Source organism: Enterovibrio nigricans DSM 22720 (genome assembly GCF_900167155.1).
Taxonomy (GTDB): Bacteria; Pseudomonadota; Gammaproteobacteria; order Enterobacterales; family Vibrionaceae; genus Enterovibrio; species Enterovibrio nigricans.
The window spans coordinates 1-23,618 of record NZ_FUXU01000064.1 but is presented as its reverse complement, the minus strand read 5'-3'; the positions used below and the strand labels follow the sequence as shown (position 1 = coordinate 23,618).

The window sequence follows — 23,618 nt, the reverse complement described above, 5'->3', positions numbered from 1 at the left end:
TTTGGAGCGACACACGAGGTTCGAACTCGTGACCTCAACCTTGGCAAGGTTGCGCTCTACCAGCTGAGCTAGTGTCGCAAATGGAGGCGCGTCCCGGAGTCGAACCGAGGTCCACGGATTTGCAATCCGCTGCATAGCCACTCTGCCAACGCGCCTTCTCTGTTCCGCCTCGGTAAGTTGCCTTCCTCTGCGGTACGGTGCGCATTCTACGGATTCACGTGATCTAGTCAACACTATTTTTTGAAATTAATGTCTATTCGCTCAAATGCACGCCAAAGGCGATATAAATCGACCATATCGTCGCTTATTCGTGCTGTTTTTTATTCAAAAATTGATATGACGGTATGTGAGATTTATTCTCGGTCCCCTAGCTTTAGTGGTTTTGGGTACTGAGTGCTGCCAATAAATTTGTGTTTTACCCGCCATAATGAGCAAGGAGCCCGAATTTAACTCAAATTCCCGTTTTTCCCCTGACCGCAAATGACGCAAAACAAAACGTCGCGTTTCTCCAAGCGTTACTGATGCAATAGAAGGTGATAAACCCAGTTCGGGTTCATTGTCTTGGTGCCACCCCATATAATCCAGCCCGTCTCTATACAAATTGGCGAGAACAGAGTTAAACGAACTATCAGCAATAACCTCGCACCTCTGTTGCAACCGTTTAAGCGGTTCCGGCATCTTAGCAGGTGACAAGGTAAGACCGGAATAAGTATACGCTTCGCCGAACCACGCTTGTAACCTCGGCTGCATCACCTCTTTACCGTACATTTTAATGGGAAGTTGTTGCCATGGGAGAGAACCAGATAAGACAGAAAACAGGGATTTGGCTTCCTCCGCCAAAATAAAATCTGGCTGCCAATAAAGCAGACCATCTGGAATATCTATCCACCCCACTTCTTCAAATAGATCACCTTGATTCATCCCAATCCCCTTTTCTTTGTTCTTACGTTATCAAAGAGGAGTTAGAAGCGCACTCTCCGTAAAAATAGAAAGGGTGGCCAATGCCACCCTTTCTATTTGCAAGATTACTGATAGCAAAGATTACTTCGCCAGTGCATCTTCCATTTTTGCTTTCCAGATCGCCATTGCCAGTGCAGGCTTACGCAATACTTCCGGCGTTGGAATCCAACCATGGTCAATGCGAGAGAACACGTCAAAGCGACCCGCTTGGCCTGCCATTGCTTCAGCAACAACACGACCGGCAATGTTAGTCAGGCCAACACCGTGGCCTGTGTAACCGTGTGCAGTGTAAATATCATTGCCCAAATGGCGAATTTCCGGCATGTAGCTGCGCGTTACCGCGAATAGACCACCCCAGTGGTATTCCATTTTCACGTCTGCCAGTTGTGGGAACACTTTCAACATGCGCTGACGAAGACGCTCTTGGCTATCTGGGTACTCACCGTTGAATGGGTGGTTTACGCCACCAAACAAAATGCGACCATCTGCTGTTGAGCGGAAGTAGTCCAGACAGTTATTCAAATCTGACATCGCCATATTGTTTGTGATTGGCTGACGATCACCCAGCTGCTCGGTTACACCAATATAAGAAGCAACAGGCAGGACTTTTGATTGCGCCTTACGGTGCAGACCATCTAAGTACGCGTTACATGCCAGCAGAACCTGCTTCGCCTTCACGCTACCCTTCGCCGTTTTCACGGTATTTACGCCTGCGCCTTTTTCAAGCTTGATCACTGGGCTGTTTTCGTAAATTTCAGCACCCACTGAAATCGCTGCCTGAGCCAGACCCAGCGTGTAGTTCAGCGTGTGCACGTGACCACTGTTCGGATCGAACAAACCGCCCAAATAGCGACGTGTATTCGCAACTTCATCAATTTTGTCAGTATCCCACCACTGAGCGACAGGATAGTTGTATCGGCCGTGTTTCAGTTCATGCCAAGATTTCAGTTCTTTTTCCTGGCCTTTATTCAATGCCAGCTCGATGTAACCTTCTTGGAAATCACAATCAATGTTGAATTCGCTAATGCGTTCGCGAATGATATCGATAGACTCGACAGAGAGATCCCAAAGCTGTTTGCCCCACTCAGGACCGTACTCTTCGTCTACTTCACGCAGACCCAAGCAATAACCCACCAACGCTTGGCCACCATTACGGCCTGACCCACCAAAAGCGATACGCTGCCCTTCTAGTACAACAACACTCAGGCCTTTCTTGCGCAATTCAATTGCGGCGTTTGTGCCGGTCAATCCTGCACCAATAATACAAACATCTGCTTGAATATCAGTTGTGAGCTCTGGTTGCTCAGGCAATACGTTTGCTGTTGCTTGGTAATAGCTATCGATATACCCGTGTTCTTTCGCCATTTTGCGATTTCATCCTACAAGACAAAGTTAAATTGAAAAAAAATTGCGCGAATATTCGCACCAACCCTTACTGCTGGCAAGGAGATTATGCAAGGTGTGATGCAGGCACAAATTGTTACTATTTGTGCGGAAGTTTTCATTGACTAATTAGTTACTTGTTCTGATTATGCGCGCTCTATTTTCAGCTTGGTATCTACCCAAACTACCTCAAGGTGCTTTTCACTGAGAATGACGGGTTAAGCCGATGGTTGCAGCTTAATATCGACGTCAAGGGATCGACGTCGGAGCTGCGCCTCTTAGCCCGTAGGCTGTTCCCCAGGACAGGGGGACTGCGCCTTAAGGTAGTTTGGGTATACCGCTTAAGGACTAAAACAAATGAACCAATATCTTAAAGGGGTGAAAGCGGCGAGCATCGCACTTACCGCAACTGTGTCTTTCAATGTTTCTGCAAACAGCGAAGTACTAAACATCTATAACTGGGCAGAGTATATGCCCATGAACGTGATTGAAGCGTTCGAGAAAGAATATGATGTGACAGTGAATTATTCGACGTTTGAAAACAACGAATCCATGTATACCAAGCTGAAGTTGCTTGACGGAAAAGGGTACGATCTTGCGTTCGCATCGACGTACTTTATTGAACGTATGAGTAACGAAGGCATGTTGGCGAAAATCGATAAAACGAAGATCCCACATGTCAAAGACATCATTCCAGGCCTGATGGGTCAGCCGTTTGATAAGAATAACGATTACTCTCTGCCTTACATCTGGGGCGTTACTGGCATCAGCTACAACAGCGATATCGTCGACGGTAGCAATGTCACCAAATGGGCAGATCTTTGGAAACCTGAGTTCGCTGGCCAACTCATGCTGCTAGATGACGTACGCGACGTATTCGGTATGGCGCTGAAAGCCAAAGGCTACAGCATCAATACCACCAGCGAAGCTGAAATCAAAGAAGCCTACGAAATGCTGAAAGCGCTGCGTCCGAATGTGGTGGTTTACAATTCAGATGCACCACACGTACCTTTCGTGACTGGCGAAGTCGGAATTGGTCAGCAGTGGAACGGTAACGCATATTTAGCGAAAGCCGAAATGGAAACCATTGAGTACGTCTACCCAAGCGAAGGCTCTATCATGTGGATGGACAACTTTATTATTCCAAAAGGTGCGGAAAAAGTTGACCTTGCACATACGTTTATCGACTTCCTTTACCGTCCAGAGAACCAAGCGGCAATGGTTGAAGAGTTAGGCTACCCAGCACCAAGTAAGCGTGCGAAAGAAAAGCTAACGGCTGAATACACCGAAAACAACATGATTTTCCCGTCTGACGCAGACGTAGAAAAAGGTGAATTCACCAATGATGTTGGTGAGGCTGTTTCAATTTACAACCGCTATTGGCAGTTGTTAAAAAGCTAAGTTTCTATTAAAGCAAAGAATAACCGCAGCCAACGCTGCGGTTTTTTGTATCCAACTACCGTCGTTTCAATTGGATTTGAAAAACAACAAATGCGCAGCACTGAGTGATATCGCACCGCGAACAATAAGCTTGAGTTGATCAGCAGATATTTTCGCAAACAACTTGTGTCCCAAAAACATACCAAGAAATAAAGCGGGTAACCCTACCGCACTTCCTTCCAGCGTGTCCCAGTTAATCAAACCCAAGCTGACAAGACCAATCAGCTTCAAAAAGTTGAGCGTCATAAACGCCCACACCCTCGTGGCGATATAGCCAGATTTTTCCATTTTTTGTTCAAGTAAGAAAAGCCCCATGAGTGGCCCCGCCGCGTTGGCCAGTACACCAATGAGCCCGCACAATGTACCCGCAACGCTCGCGGCATAGCGATGAGTAAAAATGGGAAGTGGGTGGTAATCCAGCCAAAGGGACAAACCAAGCAGTGCAAAAATCAGTACGCCCAGAATGGTGATAAACGTCGAAGGGTCAATACTGCCAAGGACTAACGTACCAACCGCGACGCCAACGGCACCAAATGGCAGCAATTTCGCTAGCACCCGCCAATTCACGTTCTGTCGATACGTCATGACAGCAATCAAGTCAGTCAGTAAATACAGTGGAACAATTACGCCCAAAGCCTCTGGCCCCGGAAATGCCAACATCATCAAAGGGAGAATAACGAGCCCCAGGCCGCCAATGGAAAACTTGGAAAAGCCCGTCACCAGACACGCCAAAGAGATAAACAACCACGATTGATCCAAATCTCACCTCCCCCTTTGTAAGGCTAATTTGATTGACTCAACATAAGGACATCATCGTAATTCGCGCTGTTTTGTAATTACTTTTTCAACGAAGCAGAGTAATCTGAAAGCAAGATCAACGCAGTAATCAGGATAGATAGAAATGATTGATTTTCGTTCAGATACGGTGACGCAGCCAGACCAAAGAATGCGCGAAGCCATGGCTAATGCGCCTGTCGGCGACGACGTTTACGGAGATGACCCGACTGTCAACGAACTGGAAACGTGGGCGGCGGAACGTCATGGATTCGAAGCGGCTGTATTTACTGCATCTGGAACGCAAGCAAACCTGCTAGGTATTCTGGCACATTGTGACCGTGGTGACGAATATTTGTGCGGTCAACAAGCCCATAACTACAAATATGAAGCGGGGGGCGCGGCGGTTTTAGGCTCTGTTCAGCCACAGCCTATTGAGAACAATAAAGACGGTACATTGTGCTTTGAAAAATTGGCTGCCGCCGTTAAGCCTGATGATGTTCACTTTGCTCGTACCAAGCTGCTTAGCCTTGAAAACACCATTGGTGGAAAAGTACTTCCTTTGGATTATCTGGCAAAAGCGCGCGAGTTCGTTAACACGCATAACCTAAAACTCCACCTCGATGGGGCACGTGTTTACAACGCAAGTGTCGCATTGAATATCGATATCAAAGACATCAGCAAGCACTTCGATTCTATGACTATCTGCTTGTCAAAAGGATTGGGGGCACCCGTTGGCTCTCTGTTACTGGGTGATGCTGAGTACATACAACGTGCTCGCCGCCTTCGCAAAATGGTCGGTGGCGGTATGCGTCAAGCGGGGATTTTAGCGGCGGCTGGCATGATGGCTCTGACAGAAAATGTAGAACGTCTCAAAGATGATCACGACAACGCACGTTACCTGTCAGAAAATCTTGGTGCGATCCCGGGGTTTAATACGTTTATCTATCCAGTGCAAACAAACATAGTTTACGCTGATGTTGCACAGCATATTGATATCCGTGCGATTGCCAACGTGTTAAAAGAGCAAGGTATTCTCGTGTCTCCTTCGTACAAAGCCATGCGCTTTGTGACTCACAAAGACGTCACAAAGGAAGACATCGACATCTTGCTGTCCGCCATTGAGCAGCAGCTATAATTTCATTTATATAAACAATGAATGCAAATTAGGGGCGGTTATCCGCCCCTGATTTTTTGTCACTCAAGAAGGAGCCCCTATGGCCGGTGCAAGCTTACTGACACTGTTAGATGATATTGCCACCATACTCGACGATGTATCATTGATGAGTAAAATCGCCGCCAAGAAAACGGCCGGTGTATTGGGTGATGACTTGGCGCTCAATGCAGAGCAAGTATCAGGCGTAAAAGCTGACAGAGAACTCCCGGTTGTCTGGGCCGTCGCCAAAGGCTCCTTGCTCAATAAACTAATCCTCGTGCCTGCCGCACTCGCAATCAGCGCTGTCGCCCCTTGGTTAATAACACCACTTTTAATGCTCGGTGGCTTATTTCTGTGCTTTGAAGGTGCAGAAAAGATTATTCATAGTTTCTTTCATAAAAAAGAGCACGGAACTGACACTGCACCGATTAGCGATGTACCGAGCGACTATAACGCGGTCACACTCAATGCTGCAGACTATGAAGCGCAGAAGGTAAAAGGCGCGATTAGGACGGACTTCATACTCTCCGCAGAAATCATCGTTATTACGCTTGGCGTGGTATCAGAAAGCGATTTCCTAACGCAAGTGATCACACTGTTTGGAATTGCGTTTATCATGACAGTTGGGGTTTATGGGCTGGTTGCCATTATTGTCAAAATTGACGATGTTGGATTGTACCTGAGTAAAAAGCGCGCGGCCCTTGCAAAAGGTGTTGGCCGAGGTTTACTCGCCTTTGCTCCTTGGCTAATGAAGGCACTGTCATTTGTTGGCACCATCGCGATGTTCCTTGTGGGTGGCGGCATTCTTACTCACGGCTTGCATGTTCTTTCTGAACTGATCACCGATGCAGCACAGGAAACGGCGCTTATTCCTTCTGTCGGCGCTATTATTTCTGCCCTGCTTCCTACGCTACTTAACGGCATAATCGGTTTACTCGCTGGCGTTTTAGTGGTGTTTATTGTCAATATCGTTGGAAAACTGAAACCAAAGAAAACGCAGTAACGTCTAACTTTGACCAAATTGCGTACTTCTACGGATTGCTGCTTGACTCACAGAGTCTTAGTGTAAAAAATGACCACGAGTAAGGGAGCTTTTATGTCGACAAAACACGTTTTGATCACTGGCGGAGCCAGCGGAATTGGATTTGGCATGGCGGAAGGATTCGCCCGGGAAGGCTATCGAGTCACCCTGTCAGACATCAATCAAGACGCGCTTGATAAGGCAGTCGATACATTACGTCACCAATATGATGTCTCCGTGAAAGGCATCATATTGGATGTAACCAATTCCGAACACATCGCCTCTGCCCCTCAACGTGTAGACGCCCCGGTAGACGTACTCATTAACAATGCTGGCATCCAATTCGTTTCAGCCTTAGAGGCTTTTCCGGAAGACAAATGGCGGTTGATCATCGACATTCTTCTCACTGGACCGGCGATGATGACGCGCGCTTTTCTCTCTCAAATGTACGCCCAAAATTTTGGCCGAATTATCAACGTAGGCTCGATTCACAGCCTTGTCGCATCCCCCTACAAATCCGCTTATGTATCTGCCAAACATGGATTACTGGGCTTTTCAAAAACCATCGCGTTAGAAAGTGCCCAGCACGACATCACGATTAACACACTCTGTCCTTCCTACGTCAAAACGCCGTTGGTCGAAAATCAGATCGCAGCGCAGGCGGAAAGCCACCAAATATCGGAAGAAGAGGTCATTAACACCATAATGCTCAAACCCATGCCGAAAAAAGCTTTCATTGCCCTTAGCGAAATGGCAGATACCGCGCTTTTCCTCAGTTCTCCTTCCGCGAAAAACATCACAGCACAAGCCATTGCCATCGATGGCGGGTGGACAGCAACCTAAGCACCATTGACCCACCATTGAAAAGATTGCGCACTTATTGAACAGTTAATACTCAAATAAGTGCGCTAGTCCACATTGCAAGCAGATCCTCCACTCTTTATCTCAAAATCAGTAAGTTAACGACGCTACACTGAATAAAAGATATCCCCACGAGCAAGGAGAGCGCCCATGCCTTATAAGCCTTTATCTAGTGAGAAGCTCTATCGCTCTTCTAAATTGAGCAAACTCAACGTCACATCAACCAAGCATTTAGAACCACTCGATGAAATCGTCGGTCAGGAGCGAGCTCGTCAAGCCGTAGAGTTTGCCATGTCCATCAAGGAAAAAGGCTACAACATCTACGCGGTTGGTCAGAATGGTTTGGGTAAGCGCACCATGGTGATGCGATACCTCAATCGCCAATGGCAATACACCCATCCTGTGTTTGATTGGTGCTATGTCGCCAACTTTCAGGATTCTCGCTCGCCGACAGTCCTTCAACTTCCCGCAGGACGCGGGTTAGCACTGAAAAAGGACATCGAAAAGCTGATGGGTAGAATGAGTAATTCTCTGCCAATGGCATTCGATAATGAAATGTATTATTCCCGTGCCGATGTGCTGAAAAATCGTCTGAGTGAGCAACAAGAAGGCGCTCTGGAGGCACTGAGTCAGGAAGCGAACGCACAGAGCATCAGCCTGTCTATCACCGCTTCCGGTGACTACCAATTTATTGCGCTTAATGGTGAAGAGCCGCATACCGAAGAAACGTTTGATGCGCTTTCGATTAAAGAACAAGAGTCGTTCGATATCGCCATTCGAGAGTTGGAGATTCAACTTCGCGGTTTAGTGAGAAAGCTGACTGAGTGGGAAGAGCACTACGCAGACAAGCAGCAGAAGCTTGACGAAGAAGTCGCTTCCGAAGTTGTTAGCCATCTCATCGCCCCTTTGATTGAGATCTACAGCGACCTTCCTCAAGTGAAGAAGTACCTCAAGGCTATGCAAAGTGACATCCTTGAGAATCTCGATATCTTCCTTCAAGAAAGTGAAGAACAAGCCGCGCTCGCCTATGCAGCATTGGATAAGAAATTACCGCGTCGCTACCAAGTCAATGTACTCGTCAGTCAAAATGATGAAGTGCCGCCTGTCATTGTAGAAGACAGCCCGACTTACCACAGTATCTTTGGCTATGTGGAAAACGCCACGTATAAAGGTACTGTATTCACGGATTTCTCGTTGATCCGCCCTGGCAGCATTCATCGAGCAAATGGTGGTGTTCTACTGATTGATGCGGTCAAAATACTAGAGCGTCCTTATGTCTGGGACGGCTTGAAGCGTGCCCTCAGCTCCCGAAAAGCGAACCTCAGTTCACTGGAACGTGAAGTCACACTAAGCGGCACTATTTCGCTTGAGCCAGAACCGATTCCATTGGATCTCAAAATCATCCTGTTTGGTGATTATCAAACCTACATGCTGCTACAACACTACGATCCAGAATTTAGCGAACTGTTCAGGGTTACTGCAGACTTTGAAGATGACATGCCAAGGAATGACGACACCGAGATGAAATATGCCAAATTCATTTCCAGCATTTGTCATGACAACGGGCTTCTGCACTGTGATCAGGGTGCTATTGGGCGCATCATCGAGCACAGTTCACGTCAATCAGGCGACCAAGATAAGCTTTCTCTGCACTCAGCCGATATTGCCAACTTGCTGCGCGAATCCAACTATCAAGCGAAAAGCACAGGTGCCAACGTAATGCGGGCGTCCCACGTTGAAAAAGCCCTTGCCAGCCGTGATATGCGTGTAAGCCGACTGCGTGATCATGTAATGGAAGGCTTTACCAACGGCACAACGCTGATCGACACCAAAGGCAAAGCCGTTGGCCAAGTGAATGCGCTTTCTGTGTTATCGACCAGCGATTTCAGCTTTGGGGCTCCCAATCGCATTACTGCCACCACGTCGTTCGGCGAAGGCGCAGTATTAGATATTGAACGTAGCGTAAAACTGGGGGGGAATATTCACTCAAAAGGGGTGATGATCCTGACTGCGTACTTGTCTTCGCTTTTAGGTAAAACGGCGAAGATCCCGCTAACTACACGACTGACATTCGAGCAGTCTTATGGCGGCGTGGATGGTGACAGTGCGTCTATGGCGGAGTTCTGTGCTGTGATTTCAGCCATTTCAGGTATTCCGCTGCGGCAGGATTTGGCGATAACCGGATCGATGAACCAATTTGGTCAATCTCAGCCAATCGGTGGTGTGAATGAGAAGATCGAAGGCTTCTTTGATGTGTGTACCATCAAAGGACCAAAATCGACCCAAGGTGTGATTATTCCGTCTTCCAATGTCCATAACCTCATGTTGAGAAAAGACATCATTCATGCAGTCGAAAAAGGCAAGTTCAACATCTACGCCATTGATCATGTCAGCGAAGCCATCGAGCTGTTCACTGGCATGACAACAGGAAAAGCGGACAGCAGGGGTAAGTTTAAACTTGATACCGTGCTACACAAAGCCGCAGAAACGTTAAATGCATTGAGGAAAGCGTCAAATAAAGCCTGATGGCAGCGAAAAAACAAAGCCGACGTTATGTCGGCTTTTTGTTGCTAAGAAAAACGTTGATGTTGGCATCTATCCATAAGCGATGGACGGCAGCCAAAGTACCAGTTGAGGCCAGAATACAAGCATCACTAACGCGATAAGTTGCAGCAGGATAAATGGCACCACACCTTTATAGATATCCATCAGTTTCACCTCTGGCGGGCACACGCCTTTAAGATAGAACAGAGCAAAACCGACAGGTGGCGTTAAAAAGCTCGTCTGCAAGGCCATCGCCACCAACATCACAAACCACACCATTTCAGGATTATCTAGCCCCGGATACATACCAATATCCAAATCCAAGCTAAGGACAACGGGTGCAAGCAGCGGTAACACAATCAGCGTAATTTCTATCCAATCAAGGAAAAAGCCAAGAAGGAAAATAACCAACAAGATAAATGCCACAACGCCATACGGACCGAACGGAAGTGCTTCAAATGCACTCTCAATAAACTCATCACCGCCAAGCTCTCGCAACACCAATGCAAAACAAGTCGCCCCGATAAAAATGGCAAAGATATAGGCCGTGGTTTTGTAGCTGTCCATCAATACGTCTTTCAACACGGAAAGCGAAAAGCGTTTGTAATAAATGGCCAGTAACATTGCGCCAAAAGCCCCTACCCCAGAGGCTTCTGTCGGCGTTGCTATTCCCGCAAAGATAGAGCCAAGAACAACAAAAATCAGCATGAAGGTCGGTATAATTGCTTTCGCCACATTGACAATAACGGCCCAATCAACCCCTTTTGCATCTTCCGGTAACGGCAACGAATCGGATTTCACTACCCCCATGATAAGCAGATAAACAATATATATCGCACCAAGCATGAGCCCAGGAAACATTGCCCCCATGAACAAGTCCCCTACGGATAAACCAAGCTGATCAGCCATGATCACCAGCATAATGGAAGGGGGAAGCAAAATGCCCAACGTGCCAGCAGAAGCTACCGTTCCTAATGCCAGAGGCAAGTTATAGCCTTGTTTCATCATCGCAGGTAAAGACATGGTTGCCAGCAGCACAACCGAGGCGCCAATAATGCCCGTGGAGGCCGCTAGAATAATTCCTATCGCCATCACTGTTATTGCTAAACCGCCGTGCACACGACCAAATAGCGCTTGCATGGCATGCATCAGACGGTCTGCGATACCCGATTTATCGAGCATATTCCCCATAAATATAAACATGGGTAGCGCGACCAAGATCCAATTGTCCATGATCTTAAAGAGGCGGTTTACCACCAGCCCTAGGGTCGTGAAATCTAACCCCGTCCATGTGTCCAAATAAATGTCTGAATAGTAGCCAATAACAGCAAATGCCACGCCGACACCGCCGAGCACCCACGCAACCGGTATGCCCAAAAACAGCAGCAGAATAAAGCTACCAAACATTGCAAGGATAAGGATCTCATTCGCTTCCATGCTGACCTCCCTGACGAATAACGGCCATTGCTCGAAGCAACCTCGCCAAGCTGGCAAATGCCAATAATGCCGCACTGAACGGTATCGCTGATTTAATCAGCCAACGCCAAGGTAAGCCAGATGGCGCATTGGAGCGCTCCCCGACTCGCCACGCTTCATAGACGAAGTCCAAAGAGTGAATAAAGATGACGTACATAAATGGCCAAACAAAAAAGAGCACTGTGACCACTTCTACCCACGCTTTGGCTTTTGCCGTAAAGCGATGATAGAAAATATCAACTCTGACATGGGTGCCCGTGATTTCGGCATACGACAAACCAAACAGCACACCAATGGCGTAGAGGTGCCATTGCAACTCTTCGAGCGCAATTTGGCCATTATTGAAGACTTTACGAAGCACCACCTGCGCAATGATCACCAAGACAAGCACCAGATAACTCCACGCAAACGTACGGCCAACGAGTCGAACGACGTGTTCAATGCTATCTGCTAATGGTGAAGAAAGAGGCGGTGGATGAGAAGGCTGGGTCATAACAAACTCCCGTCACCCAGTTGAAAAAATGGGCGGCATCCCGCCGCCCAAAAACTTAAAGACATCAATTAGAACGCGGTAAGAAAGCTTTAGACTCCCAGATTTCGTAGTTTTGGCGGAAATCAGACATGTCTTTCCATACTTTCGCGAAGTAAGGGTCTTGTTTCTGTTCTTCCACCACGTCTAGCCATGTGCTCTGGAATAAATCCAGCATTTCTTCATTCCAGTAGCGAAGTTCAACACCTTGCTCCTGCGCTTTTTGCATCGCTTCAAACTGCATTGCTTCACCTTCCGCAATGGAGTTGGTCATTGAAGCCATACAGAGCGTTTCAACCGCAGCCTGCTGGTCTTCATCCATCTTGTTCCACGTGTCTTTGTTGATCAGCAATTCAAACAAGGTGGCTTGTTGGTGCCATCCTGGAAAATAGTTGTATTTCACAATTTTGTGAAAGCCAAGGCGTTGGTCGATAGCGGGCTGAGAGAACTCGCTGGCATCGATAGCCCCCTTTTCCAGAGCGCCGAAAATTTCACCACCCGGCAATTGAACCGTACCTACACCCAGTTTCTCCATCACCTGTCCACCAAGGCCAAAGAAACGCATTGTCAGACCTTTCAGATCTTCCGGTTTTTCAATGGGCTTTTTAAACCAACCGGAGGTTTCCGGGGAGATGATGGCACAAGGCAGTACCTTCACGTTGTAGCCCGCTTCGTCGTACATGCCTTGGTACAAGTCCAATCCATTGCCGTAGAAGAGCCATGCCATATATTCCGGTGCCTCAGGGCCAAAAGGTACTGCAGAGAACAGCGTGGCTGCTGGCATTTTCCCTTGCCAATATCCGGCTGTTGCATACCCTGAATTCACTTTACCGCTTGATACAGCATCCAGAATTTCCAGTGGTGCGACCAACTTACCCGGCTCATAGACTTTCATACGAATGGTATTGCCTGAGATTGGCTCAATGCGCTCTGAGACCCACTTAATCGGCGTTCCCAGTGCAGGTAAATGTGTACCAAACGCAATGGGGGTTTTTAACAAAACCTTATCCGCAAGTGCTGCGCCGGAAAAACTCAGTGTTGCGAGCGTGAGGGCTTTGAGGGTATTCGAGGCTGACAGTTTCATTGTCCACTCCTTGGCTGCGCGGTATCACTGAATTACATCATTTATTGTTACCGCTGTTTTAGGTTGAGGATGACAGCATTTTTGCGCTGTTAAATATTTGTTACCATTCAGCCTATCGCCACTACCATAAAAAAAATATCAGTTAGAAAACGGACTTAGTGTCCATAGCAATACGTACTAGGCCTACGTAGTACTACGTACCCTTTTCACAATGTGTCACTTTGAGCGTCTAAATCATGACTACTTTTTCTGGCATAAATACACCATTACGCGTCAAGATCCTTATCTTGACCATGGTCCCTTTGCTGCTGATGTTCGGGCTTATTATTGGGCTTGTGATGATTCAGTCAGACTCACTGTCTAATAATCAAGCCAATGTTATTCGTTCTGAAACCTTGGCATCAAAAAAACAAGAGTTGCTGAAATACGTAGAACTGGCACGAGCGTCTATTTCACCAATTTATGATGCCGCCCACGAAAATGACGCCGAAGCACAAAAAGCGGTCATCGATATTCTCAATAAACTGACTTATGGTGAAGACGGATATTTCTTCGCCTACACATACGACGGTACCAATCTTGTACTCCCCTACCAACCCGAAATGGTCGGAACAAACATATGGGAAGTTGAAGATTCACGAGGATTTAAGTTACTCCAAGCCTTGATTCGAACCGCTCAACAAGGTGGCGGTTACGTTGATTACTACTGGCACAAACCCTCTAAAAAAGAGCAAGTTAAGAAACTAAGCTATGCCATCGGGTTAGAGAAGTGGGGCTGGATGGTAGGGACTGGCGTGTACATTGATGACATCGATACCCAAGTGACTTCCGTCCACCGGAAAATTGCAGAGACGATCAGTAAAACCTTCATCGGCCTCAGCATCGCATTGGTTATTACCATTGGAATTATGGCAAGCCTTGCGACCAGTATTCATATCAACGCACGCGAGTTGGCAAACAAGAAACTGCAAACATTAAACAGACAACTGATTGAATCGCAGGAAGAAGAAAGAACGCGCATTGCGCGTGAATTACATGATGGGATCAATCAAATGCTCGTTTCGGTTAAGTACCGACTCGACAACATTCAAGAAGCCAAGACACAAGAAGAGCTAAACCAGAATATCGCACTTGGGCAAGACACGTTGGATATGGCCGTCACCGAATTGCGCCGTATATCGAAAGATCTTAAACCTGCGCTATTGGATGACCTCGGTCTCTTGGTTGCATTGGAAGACCTCGCTAAAGAAGTGTCCTTACGATCAGGTATGCAGGTGCTATTTGACCACCATATCGACATGAAACACGTATCGAAATCAGCAGAAGTTACCCTCTATCGGGTAGCACAAGAGGCGCTTCACAATGCCGAGAAACATGCCAAGGCCGAAGCCGAAGCCGTCGATATGATTCTTCAGGAAGAAGAAGGGGAAATAGTGCTGACAATTGCAGATGATGGCGTGGGGTTCGAGGAGCATAGACTAACCGCTACAACCCACTCAATGGGACTAAAGAATATGCGCGAACGTATCGAGAATCTCGACGGTGTTTTTTCGATTAGCAGCCTGTTAAATCAAGGCACAGAGGTTCGGGCGATTTTGCCCTTCATTCACTAAGTGCTATGGCTAGAAAAGTAAGGGAGAAGTTCTATGACAACGCTACTGCTCGCAGATGATCATGTCCTGCTTCAAGATGGCCTAATAGAAAGGCTTTCTAGACAAACACAATTCGATATTGTCGGCACCGCGAATGACGGTAAAACGGCGCTCACTCAAGCATTATTGCTAAAGCCCGATATTGTACTAACTGACATTACCATGCCGAATAAAACAGGGTTGGACGTCCTAAACGAATTGCGGGAAAAAGCACCTCAAATCAAAGTTGTAATTCTCAGTATGCACAACAACAAAGAGTACGTGTTGGCAGCAATGAGCGGCGGCGCAAAAGGCTATGTATTGAAAGATGTCTCCTCTCAAGAGTTGGTTCAGGCACTGGATGTTATTGCGGGCGGCGGCACCTATTTCAGCGCAGGCGTATCTGAAACGTTGATGGAGAGCATGACGGAGCTTGAAAAGCCAGAAAATGACGACAATACCCCTACACCACGAGAGAAAGATGTGTTGATACTGATTGCAAATGGGGCCTGCAACAAGACCATCGCACGTGAGTTGAACATCAGTGTTCGAACCGTCGAAACCCATCGTCTTCGCGTAAAGAAAAAACTGGGCGTAACGTCAACCGCTGGACTTGTAAAATACGCCATGGAACAAGGCTGGGTGAAGCAAAACAGTGAAGTATAACGATAGCCACCCACGTTTTGTTACGTTAACTAACAGAATTATCAGACATTTTTCAATATTTTTGACATCGTCGAGCGATTTTTTCATAGAATCAGCTAGAGTATATCCACCCCCCAGAGACGGAGAATATTACCGTGCACCAGGAGCAATTCCCGATACCCCAACTTCCCTCTTTGGAGTTCAGAGGAATTTCTTTACAGGCCTTGAACAGCAATATGCCGGACTATGTTTCTACGGCTCGCTGGCATGCCCGACTGGTTATTTCTCTCGCTTTTCTGGTTTTTTCTTCATTAACAAGTGTTGTCTGTTATTACTTTGGCCTTGTCGAAGACATTTTTTTCGTTGCGACACTGTCCCTGACACTACTGCTTTACCTAATGACAATGCCTATGCTAACGCGCTCGTTCGTAGAATCGCCACGGATACAGGAAAAGGTAAAAACGAACCGACAGCAGTACTACCTAAAAGCCCTTTCCATCACACCATTGGAAAACCGCGCTATCGTGTCGACAAAAATTTGGGACGCACTGAGAAGCGATGAGTGGATGGGCTGTATTAGTTATGCCAACACGCTAGATCGAGCTAGAACTGTTCACTGTTGCCAACAAATTGGAAAAATTGCCTCAGATTTGACGTCGAATGACTCAGACAGATTCTGTGATGCTATGCTTAAAGTGATGAATAATCAAAGAGGTAGCGTGCGGTATTTCTTTGACATTCTGATCATGCTTGGCGAGCAGCAATTTCAAGACGAACACGAAGAAAACAAAAAGGTCCGCAGCACACAAAAACTGATGCTGGACGACATATTCATGCACCGCTAGCCAAGTTTCCCCCTATGTTCAGCCGGAGCACACATGAAAATTGTTCTTGTGACCGGAGGCAGCAGTGGTATTGGCCTTCAAACCGTCCTTGCGTTTCAACAAGCAGGTTATCGTGTCATCTCATGTTCTAGAGATGAAAACAAATGGAACCACGCGCTGGCGATGCATCCCGAACTCTCGGCTGTCGATTATCTTCCTGTCGATCTTAAAGACGTTCATCAAACCGACCGATTCTTTGGGTATATCCGTGAAAGCTATGGCCATTTAGACATTGCCATCAATAACGCATCACCAAAACTCGAATCACGCGGTGAATTCGCGAGTGTGCCGATTGATGCATTATATAGCACAATGGTCACTGACTTTTGGATCCACGCTCTTTGCCTGCGGTATGAATTGAATTTAATGCCTGAGGGCAGTGCCATTGTGAATTTAAGTTCCGTGAACGGTATCCGTCCCACTCCCAATGCTGCTATGTATTCCGCGGCTAAACACGGGATCGAGGGAATAACCCGCTCAGTTGCCGTTGAAGCTATCCGTAAAGGTATTCGCGTCAACGCCATCGCGCCGGGAGTGACATGGACACCTCGCTGGGAGCAGCAGCAAGCAGAGCTCGACATCAACCTTCGCGAAACTGTTTCTAGGCAAGTCCCCAGTGGCCGCTTTGCTTCACCGGAAGAAATAGCCAGTGCCATCCTCTGGCTAAGTTCAGAGAAGGCGGGATACATTGTCGGCCACACCTTGGTCATAGATGGCGGCCTCAGTTTGAGCTAACGAATAAAGGCCGCAATGTGCGGCCTTTGCTGTTCCCGTTTTACGTCGTTTATTTTGCAGCCACGATCAATTTCCTGCCAAATGCCAACAGTCCCAATACTAAAATCACCAGCCCACTTGTACTACCACCACCACTGCCTCCACCTGAATGCGTTGGTGCTGGTTGACTAAACATCGGCTGTTTCGCGTCTGCACGACTTGTTGACACTTTTTCGGCTTTACGCTGAGTCCTTGCTTGCTGCTCTGTCTCCACACGCGTTTTGTTTTTTCTGTCAATGCCCAGTTGTGCGAACACATCTTCTTCGACCACCAGCAGTGAGGTGTAATCTGTTAGTAGACCGTACTCCAGTGCGATATCTTCAATGGCAGACTCCGTATCGCTATCTTTTTCCTCAAAGTAATCCATGGTCGCCTCAAGATCCTTAATCGCAGAAAGTGCCCACATCCTTTCTAGCTCAGGATTGCGCGTAGCCGTTTCCGGGAGCATCACATCTGTGGTGTAGCGGCGCGTTTCTCCCTCTACATCCATCGATAACGTCACTTTCCCTTTTCCTGCTTTAAAGTAGTGCCCAAACATCACCAACTGCTCGCCTCTGTATAGAGACCCAATCTCCTCAGGTGTGAGGTCTTTAATTTTCACACCATCGATATCTACAGAAACGTTGCGATATGCCTGATGAGTCAGTTTGCTTGAAATATTCATCAGGTGTCCGATGATGTCATCCGAGTTTGACACCGAGGTTGCCACCCCAGTCGATACCTTGGTCATTGGAATTAACAGTGGTGTATTGGCACTGTTCCCCATGATGAAGGTGAACAAGCGAACATCGTGTTTTACCATCATCTCTAGAAACTTACGCTTCGCGGTTACGCCCACATTCGCGACACCATCTGTCACCAATACAACACCTGTTGGTCTGTCTTGGTCGAGCTTTTTCAATGCAGCCTGCATGCCTTCATAGAGGTTAGTTCCATTATCCGGCTGCACATTTTCGATGGCAGCAAGTACCTGATTGACATTTTCTTTGTTGGCGGGCTGAAAGCCATTGGTCAAATCGTAGGTGCTGTTATCGAACATCACGACGCGAAAACGATCCTGTTGAGGCAGCTTTTCAAGCCCTTGGCGAACCCCTTCCACCAGCGTGCTGTATTTACCCGACATCGACCCAGATTTATCCAAAATAAATACCCAATCTCTTCCTTGCGTTACAGGCACCAAGTCATCACCCGGCGTAAAGGTGAGTTTCACCGTACCTTTACTGGAGATGCTCGGGTCACGATATGCCACGAGGTCAAGTCGTCCAGGTAGACCATCTTGCAAACGCCAGTAAAACACGACATCTTGGTCCAATCGCGCAACAGGTGTTACGGTTTGCCCAGTATTCGCCTCTCCTTCTTCAACCACAGTACTCTGCTGATTAGACAGCAACACCTGCCATTGAATGTGTTCACCATCGGGTGTTTCAGTAATGACTGCGTTCGGGTGCGAAGGTAACCTTACGCCATCAACCGGATAAGCAGAACGTAGGGTCACATTGAATGTAAATGCTTGCTCTACTGCATCATTGCGCGTCCAGAAGCTGTTTTTCTCTTCATCTACGCCGCCCTCTTCCATCGGATATACATATCGGCCAATGCCGTGATCCAATAAAGCATCCTGAAGGTAGACCAATCGCACTTTTACAGTCTGTTTCGGCTGAACAGGAAACACCCGCATTTCAAATGTTTTGAAGTCATCCTTTTCCGTTATCGCCGTTGCATTGCCTTTGGCTTTTTGATCTTCATAGATTTCGCGGGCTTCTTTTTTTTTCACCGCCTCTGCAATCACAGGCGTACCGTCAATCCAGTAGATAAATTCTCCGACCACGGCTTTTTTGGGGACAGGAAAAGAATAATTCGCCTCAAGGGCATCATCATTTGGGTTATAGAAGACTTGCTCAATGGACGTGGTTGCATAGCCATCTTCAATGACAACATCCACATGGTGAGTTTGGATCGTAAGATCCTGGTATGTACTGTTGACGGGTTTGAGTAATCCACTTGCCTGTGCTCGTGGCATAAACATGCTGCTCAATAGAGCCAGCAGCATGACAAAAATTGCGTAGAAACGAACTGAGGTTATCGGTCGCATTTGGTGCCTCCTTTGCTTCGCTAACAGAAGAGCATCTGGCTCTTTGGACATGAGCTTGCAACAAGGAAGCGTGCAGAGAAAGGCATACAGTGAAAGTGACGTATGATGATACGCCACGTCTTATCAGATGAGACTATTTTTTCGAATGCGTTGTATCTGAAGGCTTTTCCTCAAATTCATCAAACAGTGGAAACGTCCATCGTCGCATGGCAATCACCATCGACGTACCATTACGTTGTTGCATCGTTAATGCGTTATCACTGTTGCACGCTTCATAGAACTCCCCCACCAAACGCTGGATTTTCTGCTGAAACTTGTGATTCGAAGGCAAAGACATGAGCCCCGTAGACATGACAAGTTTTTCGTCATCACCCGAGAAGGAGGTACTAAAGAAGGTGCGAATCACCTGCTGTTGGAAAAACTGTTGAATCGGCCCACCCGCAATCCAATGAAATGACGGAGAGATCTTTAGCTTAATGCGGTTCTCGGGAAGCAGTTCGATGACGTTCAGGCGATCAAGGTGCGCCAGCTTTTGGATCAACACATGCTCAGAAAGGTTATATTGCGCCAAGATCTGTTCAAAGCGATAACCATTGGTAATGCAGACGGCGACAAGCAATAAGGCCTTATCAGCCACCAGTTCTTCTTCTTGTTGCTGAGTAAGCTGTGTCAGATGCGTTGCGTTTTCCGATGCCAGCTTAAACAACTCGGACATTTCCAGCCCTATCGTTTCGCAAATCAACGCCAACCGCTCAAGGCTAATACTGCCGCTATTCGCAAACAGCCGCTTTACTGACCCCTCACTAAGATCCAGTACTTTTGCAACGTCTTGATACTGCAATTCTCTGAGCTTTAGTTGCTGTTTTAGTGTTTGAATAAGCTGTTCACATTCTGCCATAGCGCCTCCTTGCAAATACCTAAACACCATCAGGTGTCACCGGCAATCATTCACGCCACGTTAACTGCAATAAAGCCTGAATGCCAAAAAGAAACGGTAGGCGTCACCCAAGCTTGCTGTCTCAGTCAAAAAACAATCAAACACGAAACACCTGATTGCAACGTTTTGAATATCAGGTTCACGCTCAAGAATCCCCTTCACCAGTCTATTTTCATACTCACCAGCTTCTCATTTAATAACGTCCAACTAGACCAATCATGCCGAGCGGCGCAAACATCAGCCCCTTTAATGTCATCGATAGACACCTCGCAATTTGGCAAGAATTGTATGATCGATGGCAGTCGCTATCATTCGTTTATTTCTCTATCTCGGTAGAATAACCACATGCCCACAGATAGAGTAATGTCCATGAAACGTAGAGATTTTTTTAAAGCACTCGGCGCGGGAGCAGCATCAGCCGCGGTTCTAACCTCTCCCATTGCCAGAGCAAAATCAAGCGCTACTGTGGCGACAAATACCTTAGCAGGGACACCGTTGGATGGCATTGCCATGGCTGACCTCGTTCGCGCGAAAAAGACGAGCCCAACAGAGCTGATACAAGAAGCCATCTACAAAATAAAACAAACCAACGATCAGGTTAATGCCGTGGTTGCTACCTGTTTTGATGATGCGCTAAAACGCGCTGAAACCATCAATATAAACTCGGCCTTTGCCGGTGTACCTTTTCTGGTGAAAGACTGTGTTGACGTCAGAGGCGTTGAGAGTACCAATGGCTCGATCCTCAACAAAGGCAGAAAGCCAGAAGCAACATCATGGTTTGTCCGCGCGTCTGAAAATGCAGGTCTCATCAACATCGGTATGAGCAACATCCCTGAGATGATGTCCTTAGGTTGTACGCAAAATCCGCTCTATGGGGCCACACGCAACCCTTGGGATCTGACTAAAAGTGTTCATTCATCGACTGGCGGTGGTGCGGCCGCAGTTGCTGCCGGATACGTGCCACTCGTTCATTCTACGGATGGTGGCGGCTCATCGCGTATGCCAGCATCTGCTTGTGGCATTTTTGGTTTTAAACCCAGCCGCGATCAGTTGATCACGGGGTTGAGCAATGGGAACACAAACGAAGACTTTACCCATCAATCCTTTATGTCTCGTTCAGTCAGAGACACGGCTTTGGCAGTGTCCCTCACGGAAAACCACACCAAAGATGGTTTTGATACGCCTTTTTCCCGCACAGCAACAGGTTTTGTTACCCAGCCACTGAGAAGAAAACTCCGCATTGCTGTTACATTGGAAGACCTGTTTGGCGCAAAGCCTGATATCGAAACGCGAAAAGCCTTCTACTCAACGGTGAAGTTACTGGGTGAACTGGGGCATGAGGTGATAGAAGTTAAACACCCTGTCACTAACAATGATGATTTCCTTTGGAACTATATGGGCGTATTTGGCAACAAAATGGCAGCCTTTGCGGACATGTTTGATGGAATGGGTAAGCCGCTAGAGTCTATGCCAGAAAAGGTCAGCGAGAACGTCACCTATCTCGCTAGAGAGATGCAATCGAGAGTGAGAAAACACCCGAACTTGTACCCCGACGCAGTCGCACAGTGCCACCAATTTGCGATTCAACATAACAATACATTCTTTGCGGATGTCGATGTTTGGCTGACACCTGTTTGCTCAATTATTGCACCTGATTTAGCTTACTTTGACCAAAAGACTCACAGCGGAAAAACAATATGGGAACGCTCTGAAAAACTCATGTCTTATACTCCCGTTGAAAACGTTGCGGGCAATCCAGGAATGTCCGTTCCACTCTATTGGACACCTTCTGGCATTCCGGTAGGAAGTCATTTCTCTGCTGCCAGAGGCAATGATAGATTACTGCTTGAATTAGCGTATCAGCTTGAAGAAGCGAAACCTTGGGCCCATAAGAAAGCCCCAATATATGTGTAAGCCATGACCCCAGAAAAACACGCACACGCTCTCCTTCCTGCATATTGGTTGCGGGCGATCTCGCACACAACCACAGGGGAGGAACCAAGTGTGAATGTACACACAACCAATAGAGTGGTACTGCGGCAGATAGAATCCTGTATTGCTACTCGGTTCGATCAGCACCCAACCCTTGCCCCACTATTTCAGGCCGTCGCAAACATTGAGTTGCTGGATATCGGCCCGAGCGCACTCGCCTTTCACTCTGCATGTACTCTCAAAGATGCGTTAACAACCTTGTCGGAACTATTTTCGTTGATCAACCCGATGCTCAAATTGCACTTAGCCATACAACCCAATGGTGACGCAGAGTTGTGGTTGTTGGATCACGAAGATATCGCCACAGAAGAGCGCTCCTCCGCCTTGAGCCAGGTGTATTTTTTCGCGTTAATTATTCGGATGATAAGAGAGGCATTGGGAAGGACTCAGCAGACTTTCGAGCTAGGACTGATGCAATTTCAGGTTGACAATCATACCATTCAAGAACTGTCTGAGTTATCAAATTGCACGATCAGTAACGGCCATCCAGTCAGACGCCTGTTCCTGACCAAGGACATCTTAAATAAAGGTTGCCGCTTCGCTAATCCTGCTCTTTATCAGTCATCAATGACACTTGCCAACAATGAGCTGCTGACAATAAGACAGCAGTTGGTGTCTCAACACGTCATCTGTGTAATGCAGAATATGCCGTTGGATGCCATATCATTGGCTACTATCGCGCAGGCTATCAATATGAGTGAACGTTCTCTTTCGCGCAAACTCAATGCCGAAGGCGTCACCCCAAAACAGCTCATGGACAGATTTAAAAAGGAAAAAGCCCTAACACTGTTACTCAGTGGCAAAGAAAATGTCACGTCCGTGGCCTATACACTGGGATATTCTGACCCCAGCGCATTTAGCCGCGCCTTTAGACGCTGGACAGGACAAGCGCCCGCATCTCTGATCCTGTCTTAGTTATCGTACGCAAGTATGTCGGGGACAGACAAAATGACTACAATTTGTCTACATTTCAGTTCATTACAAAATTTAGAGAAGACTACTGCAATATCTATAACTATTTCCGATAAAGGATGACCCTGGAGGCAACACAGATACAATTTTCTATAGCCATAATCAGGTCAGCTGTTCAGGAGAAAGGCTATGCGAAAGATTGTAGTTTTATGTGGCTTTGTTGCTTAATTCGGTTGGAAGACATGGCAGCCTAAAGTTGTTCGGTTCTTAAGCAATATACTGAGTTTCAGGCATACCCAGTCCTGTAAGCTTGTTCAGCGCTTTGATCATAGCGTAAGTCTCGCCAACCTGAGCATTGTAATTTCTTAGGCTTAATTTCCCACCTAGCAGCTGTTTTACTCGGTACATTGCTGTCTCTGATAGTGAGCGCTTGTGATAGCCATACCGCTTTTTCCACTTCTTGTTGGAGCCGTAGAGCTTTTGACAACCTACTGCTAAATTGCGAGGGTGTCCTTGTTCCCAG

General features: G+C 47.1%; 19 protein-coding genes, 2 tRNA genes and 1 pseudogene. 11 read left to right on the top strand and 11 right to left on the bottom strand.

Annotation, left to right across the window (positions count from 1 at the left end; all coding sequences use genetic code 11):
* Nucleotides 1-2: 2 nt before the first annotated feature.
* The 4 genes from B5D35_RS17750 to B5D35_RS17735 form a co-directional block, all read right to left on the bottom strand.
* Nucleotides 3-78, bottom strand: a tRNA-Gly gene (locus tag B5D35_RS17750).
* A 3-nt stretch (nucleotides 79-81) separates the two neighbouring features.
* Nucleotides 82-155, bottom strand: a tRNA-Cys gene (locus B5D35_RS17745).
* Between the two features lie 169 nt (nucleotides 156-324).
* Complete coding sequence (locus B5D35_RS17740; RefSeq protein ID WP_078753867.1) at nucleotides 325-921, bottom strand: alpha-ketoglutarate-dependent dioxygenase AlkB family protein; 597 nt, start codon at nucleotides 919-921, stop codon at nucleotides 325-327.
* 120 nt (nucleotides 922-1,041) lie between these two features.
* Nucleotides 1,042-2,325, bottom strand: coding sequence for an NAD(P)/FAD-dependent oxidoreductase (locus B5D35_RS17735; protein ID WP_078753866.1), 1,284 nt, complete (start codon nucleotides 2,323-2,325; stop codon nucleotides 1,042-1,044).
* Nucleotides 2,326-2,700: 375 nt separating this feature from the next.
* On the opposite strand from B5D35_RS17735, the gene B5D35_RS17730 reads away from it, so the two are divergent.
* Nucleotides 2,701-3,744 carry an ABC transporter substrate-binding protein gene (locus tag B5D35_RS17730; RefSeq protein WP_078753865.1) on the top strand — a complete coding sequence of 348 codons (1,044 nt, stop codon included), beginning with the start codon at nucleotides 2,701-2,703 and terminating at the stop codon, nucleotides 3,742-3,744.
* A 66-nt stretch (nucleotides 3,745-3,810) separates the two neighbouring features.
* Here the strand turns inward: B5D35_RS17730 and B5D35_RS17725 are convergent, their stop codons facing one another.
* Nucleotides 3,811-4,542 carry a sulfite exporter TauE/SafE family protein gene (locus tag B5D35_RS17725; protein ID WP_078753864.1) on the bottom strand — a complete coding sequence of 244 codons (732 nt, stop codon included), beginning with the start codon at nucleotides 4,540-4,542 and terminating at the stop codon, nucleotides 3,811-3,813.
* 142 nt (nucleotides 4,543-4,684) lie between these two features.
* Here B5D35_RS17725 and ltaE point away from each other — a divergent pair, with 142 nt between their 5' ends.
* From ltaE to B5D35_RS17705, 4 genes are all read left to right on the top strand, one after another.
* The gene (gene ltaE / locus B5D35_RS17720) at nucleotides 4,685-5,695 is read left to right on the top strand and encodes a low-specificity L-threonine aldolase (RefSeq protein WP_078753863.1); all 1,011 of its coding nucleotides are present in this window, start codon (nucleotides 4,685-4,687) and stop codon (nucleotides 5,693-5,695) included.
* A 79-nt stretch (nucleotides 5,696-5,774) separates the two neighbouring features.
* Nucleotides 5,775-6,716 (top strand): DUF808 domain-containing protein, encoded by a 942-nt coding sequence (locus B5D35_RS17715; RefSeq protein ID WP_078753862.1) that lies wholly within the window; start codon nucleotides 5,775-5,777, stop codon nucleotides 6,714-6,716.
* Between the two features lie 93 nt (nucleotides 6,717-6,809).
* A complete protein-coding gene (locus tag B5D35_RS17710) occupies nucleotides 6,810-7,577 on the top strand; it encodes a 3-hydroxybutyrate dehydrogenase (protein WP_078753861.1) in 768 nt (255 codons plus the stop codon).
* Between the two features lie 168 nt (nucleotides 7,578-7,745).
* Nucleotides 7,746-10,121, top strand: a complete 2,376-nt coding sequence (locus tag B5D35_RS17705) for a Lon protease family protein (protein WP_078753860.1) — start codon at nucleotides 7,746-7,748, stop codon at nucleotides 10,119-10,121.
* Between the two features lie 69 nt (nucleotides 10,122-10,190).
* Here B5D35_RS17705 and B5D35_RS17700 read toward each other — a convergent pair whose 3' ends face one another.
* The 3 genes from B5D35_RS17700 to B5D35_RS17690 all read right to left on the bottom strand — a co-directional run bounded on the left by B5D35_RS17700 (nucleotide 10,191) and on the right by B5D35_RS17690 (nucleotide 13,228).
* Nucleotides 10,191-11,576, bottom strand: coding sequence for a TRAP transporter large permease (locus B5D35_RS17700; protein ID WP_078753859.1), 1,386 nt, complete (start codon nucleotides 11,574-11,576; stop codon nucleotides 10,191-10,193).
* Nucleotides 11,563-12,108, bottom strand: a complete 546-nt coding sequence (locus B5D35_RS17695; RefSeq protein ID WP_078753858.1) for a TRAP transporter small permease subunit — start codon at nucleotides 12,106-12,108, stop codon at nucleotides 11,563-11,565. Before B5D35_RS17695 ends, B5D35_RS17700 begins: the two co-directional genes overlap by 14 nt.
* A 64-nt stretch (nucleotides 12,109-12,172) precedes the next feature.
* On the bottom strand, nucleotides 12,173-13,228 hold the full coding sequence (locus B5D35_RS17690; RefSeq protein WP_078753857.1) for a TRAP transporter substrate-binding protein: 1,056 nt from the start codon (nucleotides 13,226-13,228) through the stop codon (nucleotides 12,173-12,175).
* Nucleotides 13,229-13,464: 236 nt separating this feature from the next.
* On the opposite strand from B5D35_RS17690, the gene B5D35_RS17685 reads away from it, so the two are divergent.
* From B5D35_RS17685 to B5D35_RS17670, 4 genes are all read left to right on the top strand, one after another.
* Nucleotides 13,465-14,841, top strand: coding sequence for a cache domain-containing protein (locus B5D35_RS17685; protein ID WP_170915216.1), 1,377 nt, complete (start codon nucleotides 13,465-13,467; stop codon nucleotides 14,839-14,841).
* Between the two features lie 33 nt (nucleotides 14,842-14,874).
* Entirely contained in the window at nucleotides 14,875-15,525 is a 651-nt protein-coding gene (locus tag B5D35_RS17680; protein ID WP_078753855.1) for a response regulator, read from the top strand.
* A gap of 134 nt (nucleotides 15,526-15,659) precedes the next feature.
* The gene (locus B5D35_RS17675) at nucleotides 15,660-16,349 is read left to right on the top strand and encodes a hypothetical protein (RefSeq protein WP_078753854.1); all 690 of its coding nucleotides are present in this window, start codon (nucleotides 15,660-15,662) and stop codon (nucleotides 16,347-16,349) included.
* Nucleotides 16,350-16,382: 33 nt separating this feature from the next.
* Nucleotides 16,383-17,123, top strand: coding sequence for an SDR family NAD(P)-dependent oxidoreductase (locus tag B5D35_RS17670; protein ID WP_078753853.1), 741 nt, complete (start codon nucleotides 16,383-16,385; stop codon nucleotides 17,121-17,123).
* 49 nt (nucleotides 17,124-17,172) lie between these two features.
* Here B5D35_RS17670 and B5D35_RS17665 read toward each other — a convergent pair whose 3' ends face one another.
* Together B5D35_RS17665 and B5D35_RS17660 are read right to left on the bottom strand one after the other, a co-directional pair.
* Entirely contained in the window at nucleotides 17,173-19,212 is a 2,040-nt protein-coding gene (locus B5D35_RS17665; RefSeq protein WP_244556650.1) for a VIT and vWA domain-containing protein, read from the bottom strand.
* Between the two features lie 175 nt (nucleotides 19,213-19,387).
* Nucleotides 19,388-20,152, bottom strand: a complete 765-nt coding sequence (locus tag B5D35_RS17660) for a helix-turn-helix domain-containing protein (RefSeq protein ID WP_078753851.1) — start codon at nucleotides 20,150-20,152, stop codon at nucleotides 19,388-19,390.
* A gap of 408 nt (nucleotides 20,153-20,560) precedes the next feature.
* Between B5D35_RS17660 and B5D35_RS17655 the strand changes: the two genes are divergently transcribed.
* Together B5D35_RS17655 and B5D35_RS17650 are read left to right on the top strand one after the other, a co-directional pair.
* The gene (locus B5D35_RS17655; protein ID WP_244556649.1) at nucleotides 20,561-22,105 is read left to right on the top strand and encodes an amidase; all 1,545 of its coding nucleotides are present in this window, start codon (nucleotides 20,561-20,563) and stop codon (nucleotides 22,103-22,105) included.
* A gap of 90 nt (nucleotides 22,106-22,195) precedes the next feature.
* Entirely contained in the window at nucleotides 22,196-23,098 is a 903-nt protein-coding gene (locus tag B5D35_RS17650) for a helix-turn-helix domain-containing protein (RefSeq protein ID WP_170915215.1), read from the top strand.
* Between the two features lie 264 nt (nucleotides 23,099-23,362).
* On the opposite strand, the pseudogene B5D35_RS17645 reads toward B5D35_RS17650, so the two are convergent.
* Nucleotides 23,363-23,618 (bottom strand): annotated as a pseudogene (locus B5D35_RS17645) (IS5/IS1182 family transposase); the annotation flags it as partial.

Coding starts and splice junctions, on each gene's coding strand:
- B5D35_RS17740 (WP_078753867.1), bottom strand. CDS start 921: ATGAATCAAGGTGATCTATTTGAAGAAGTGGGGTGGATAGATATTCCA.
- B5D35_RS17735 (WP_078753866.1), bottom strand. CDS start 2,325: ATGGCGAAAGAACACGGGTATATCGATAGCTATTACCAAGCAACAGCA.
- B5D35_RS17730 (WP_078753865.1), top strand. CDS start 2,701: ATGAACCAATATCTTAAAGGGGTGAAAGCGGCGAGCATCGCACTTACC.
- ltaE (WP_078753863.1), top strand. CDS start 4,685: ATGATTGATTTTCGTTCAGATACGGTGACGCAGCCAGACCAAAGAATG.
- B5D35_RS17715 (WP_078753862.1), top strand. CDS start 5,775: ATGGCCGGTGCAAGCTTACTGACACTGTTAGATGATATTGCCACCATA.
- B5D35_RS17710 (WP_078753861.1), top strand. CDS start 6,810: ATGTCGACAAAACACGTTTTGATCACTGGCGGAGCCAGCGGAATTGGA.
- B5D35_RS17705 (WP_078753860.1), top strand. CDS start 7,746: ATGCCTTATAAGCCTTTATCTAGTGAGAAGCTCTATCGCTCTTCTAAA.
- B5D35_RS17700 (WP_078753859.1), bottom strand. CDS start 11,576: ATGGAAGCGAATGAGATCCTTATCCTTGCAATGTTTGGTAGCTTTATT.
- B5D35_RS17695 (WP_078753858.1), bottom strand. CDS start 12,108: ATGACCCAGCCTTCTCATCCACCGCCTCTTTCTTCACCATTAGCAGAT.
- B5D35_RS17690 (WP_078753857.1), bottom strand. CDS start 13,228: ATGAAACTGTCAGCCTCGAATACCCTCAAAGCCCTCACGCTCGCAACA.
- B5D35_RS17685 (WP_170915216.1), top strand. CDS start 13,465: ATGACTACTTTTTCTGGCATAAATACACCATTACGCGTCAAGATCCTT.
- B5D35_RS17680 (WP_078753855.1), top strand. CDS start 14,875: ATGACAACGCTACTGCTCGCAGATGATCATGTCCTGCTTCAAGATGGC.
- B5D35_RS17670 (WP_078753853.1), top strand. CDS start 16,383: ATGAAAATTGTTCTTGTGACCGGAGGCAGCAGTGGTATTGGCCTTCAA.
- B5D35_RS17665 (WP_244556650.1), bottom strand. CDS start 19,212: ATGCTGCTGGCTCTATTGAGCAGCATGTTTATGCCACGAGCACAGGCA.
- B5D35_RS17660 (WP_078753851.1), bottom strand. CDS start 20,152: ATGGCAGAATGTGAACAGCTTATTCAAACACTAAAACAGCAACTAAAG.
- B5D35_RS17655 (WP_244556649.1), top strand. CDS start 20,561: ATGAAACGTAGAGATTTTTTTAAAGCACTCGGCGCGGGAGCAGCATCA.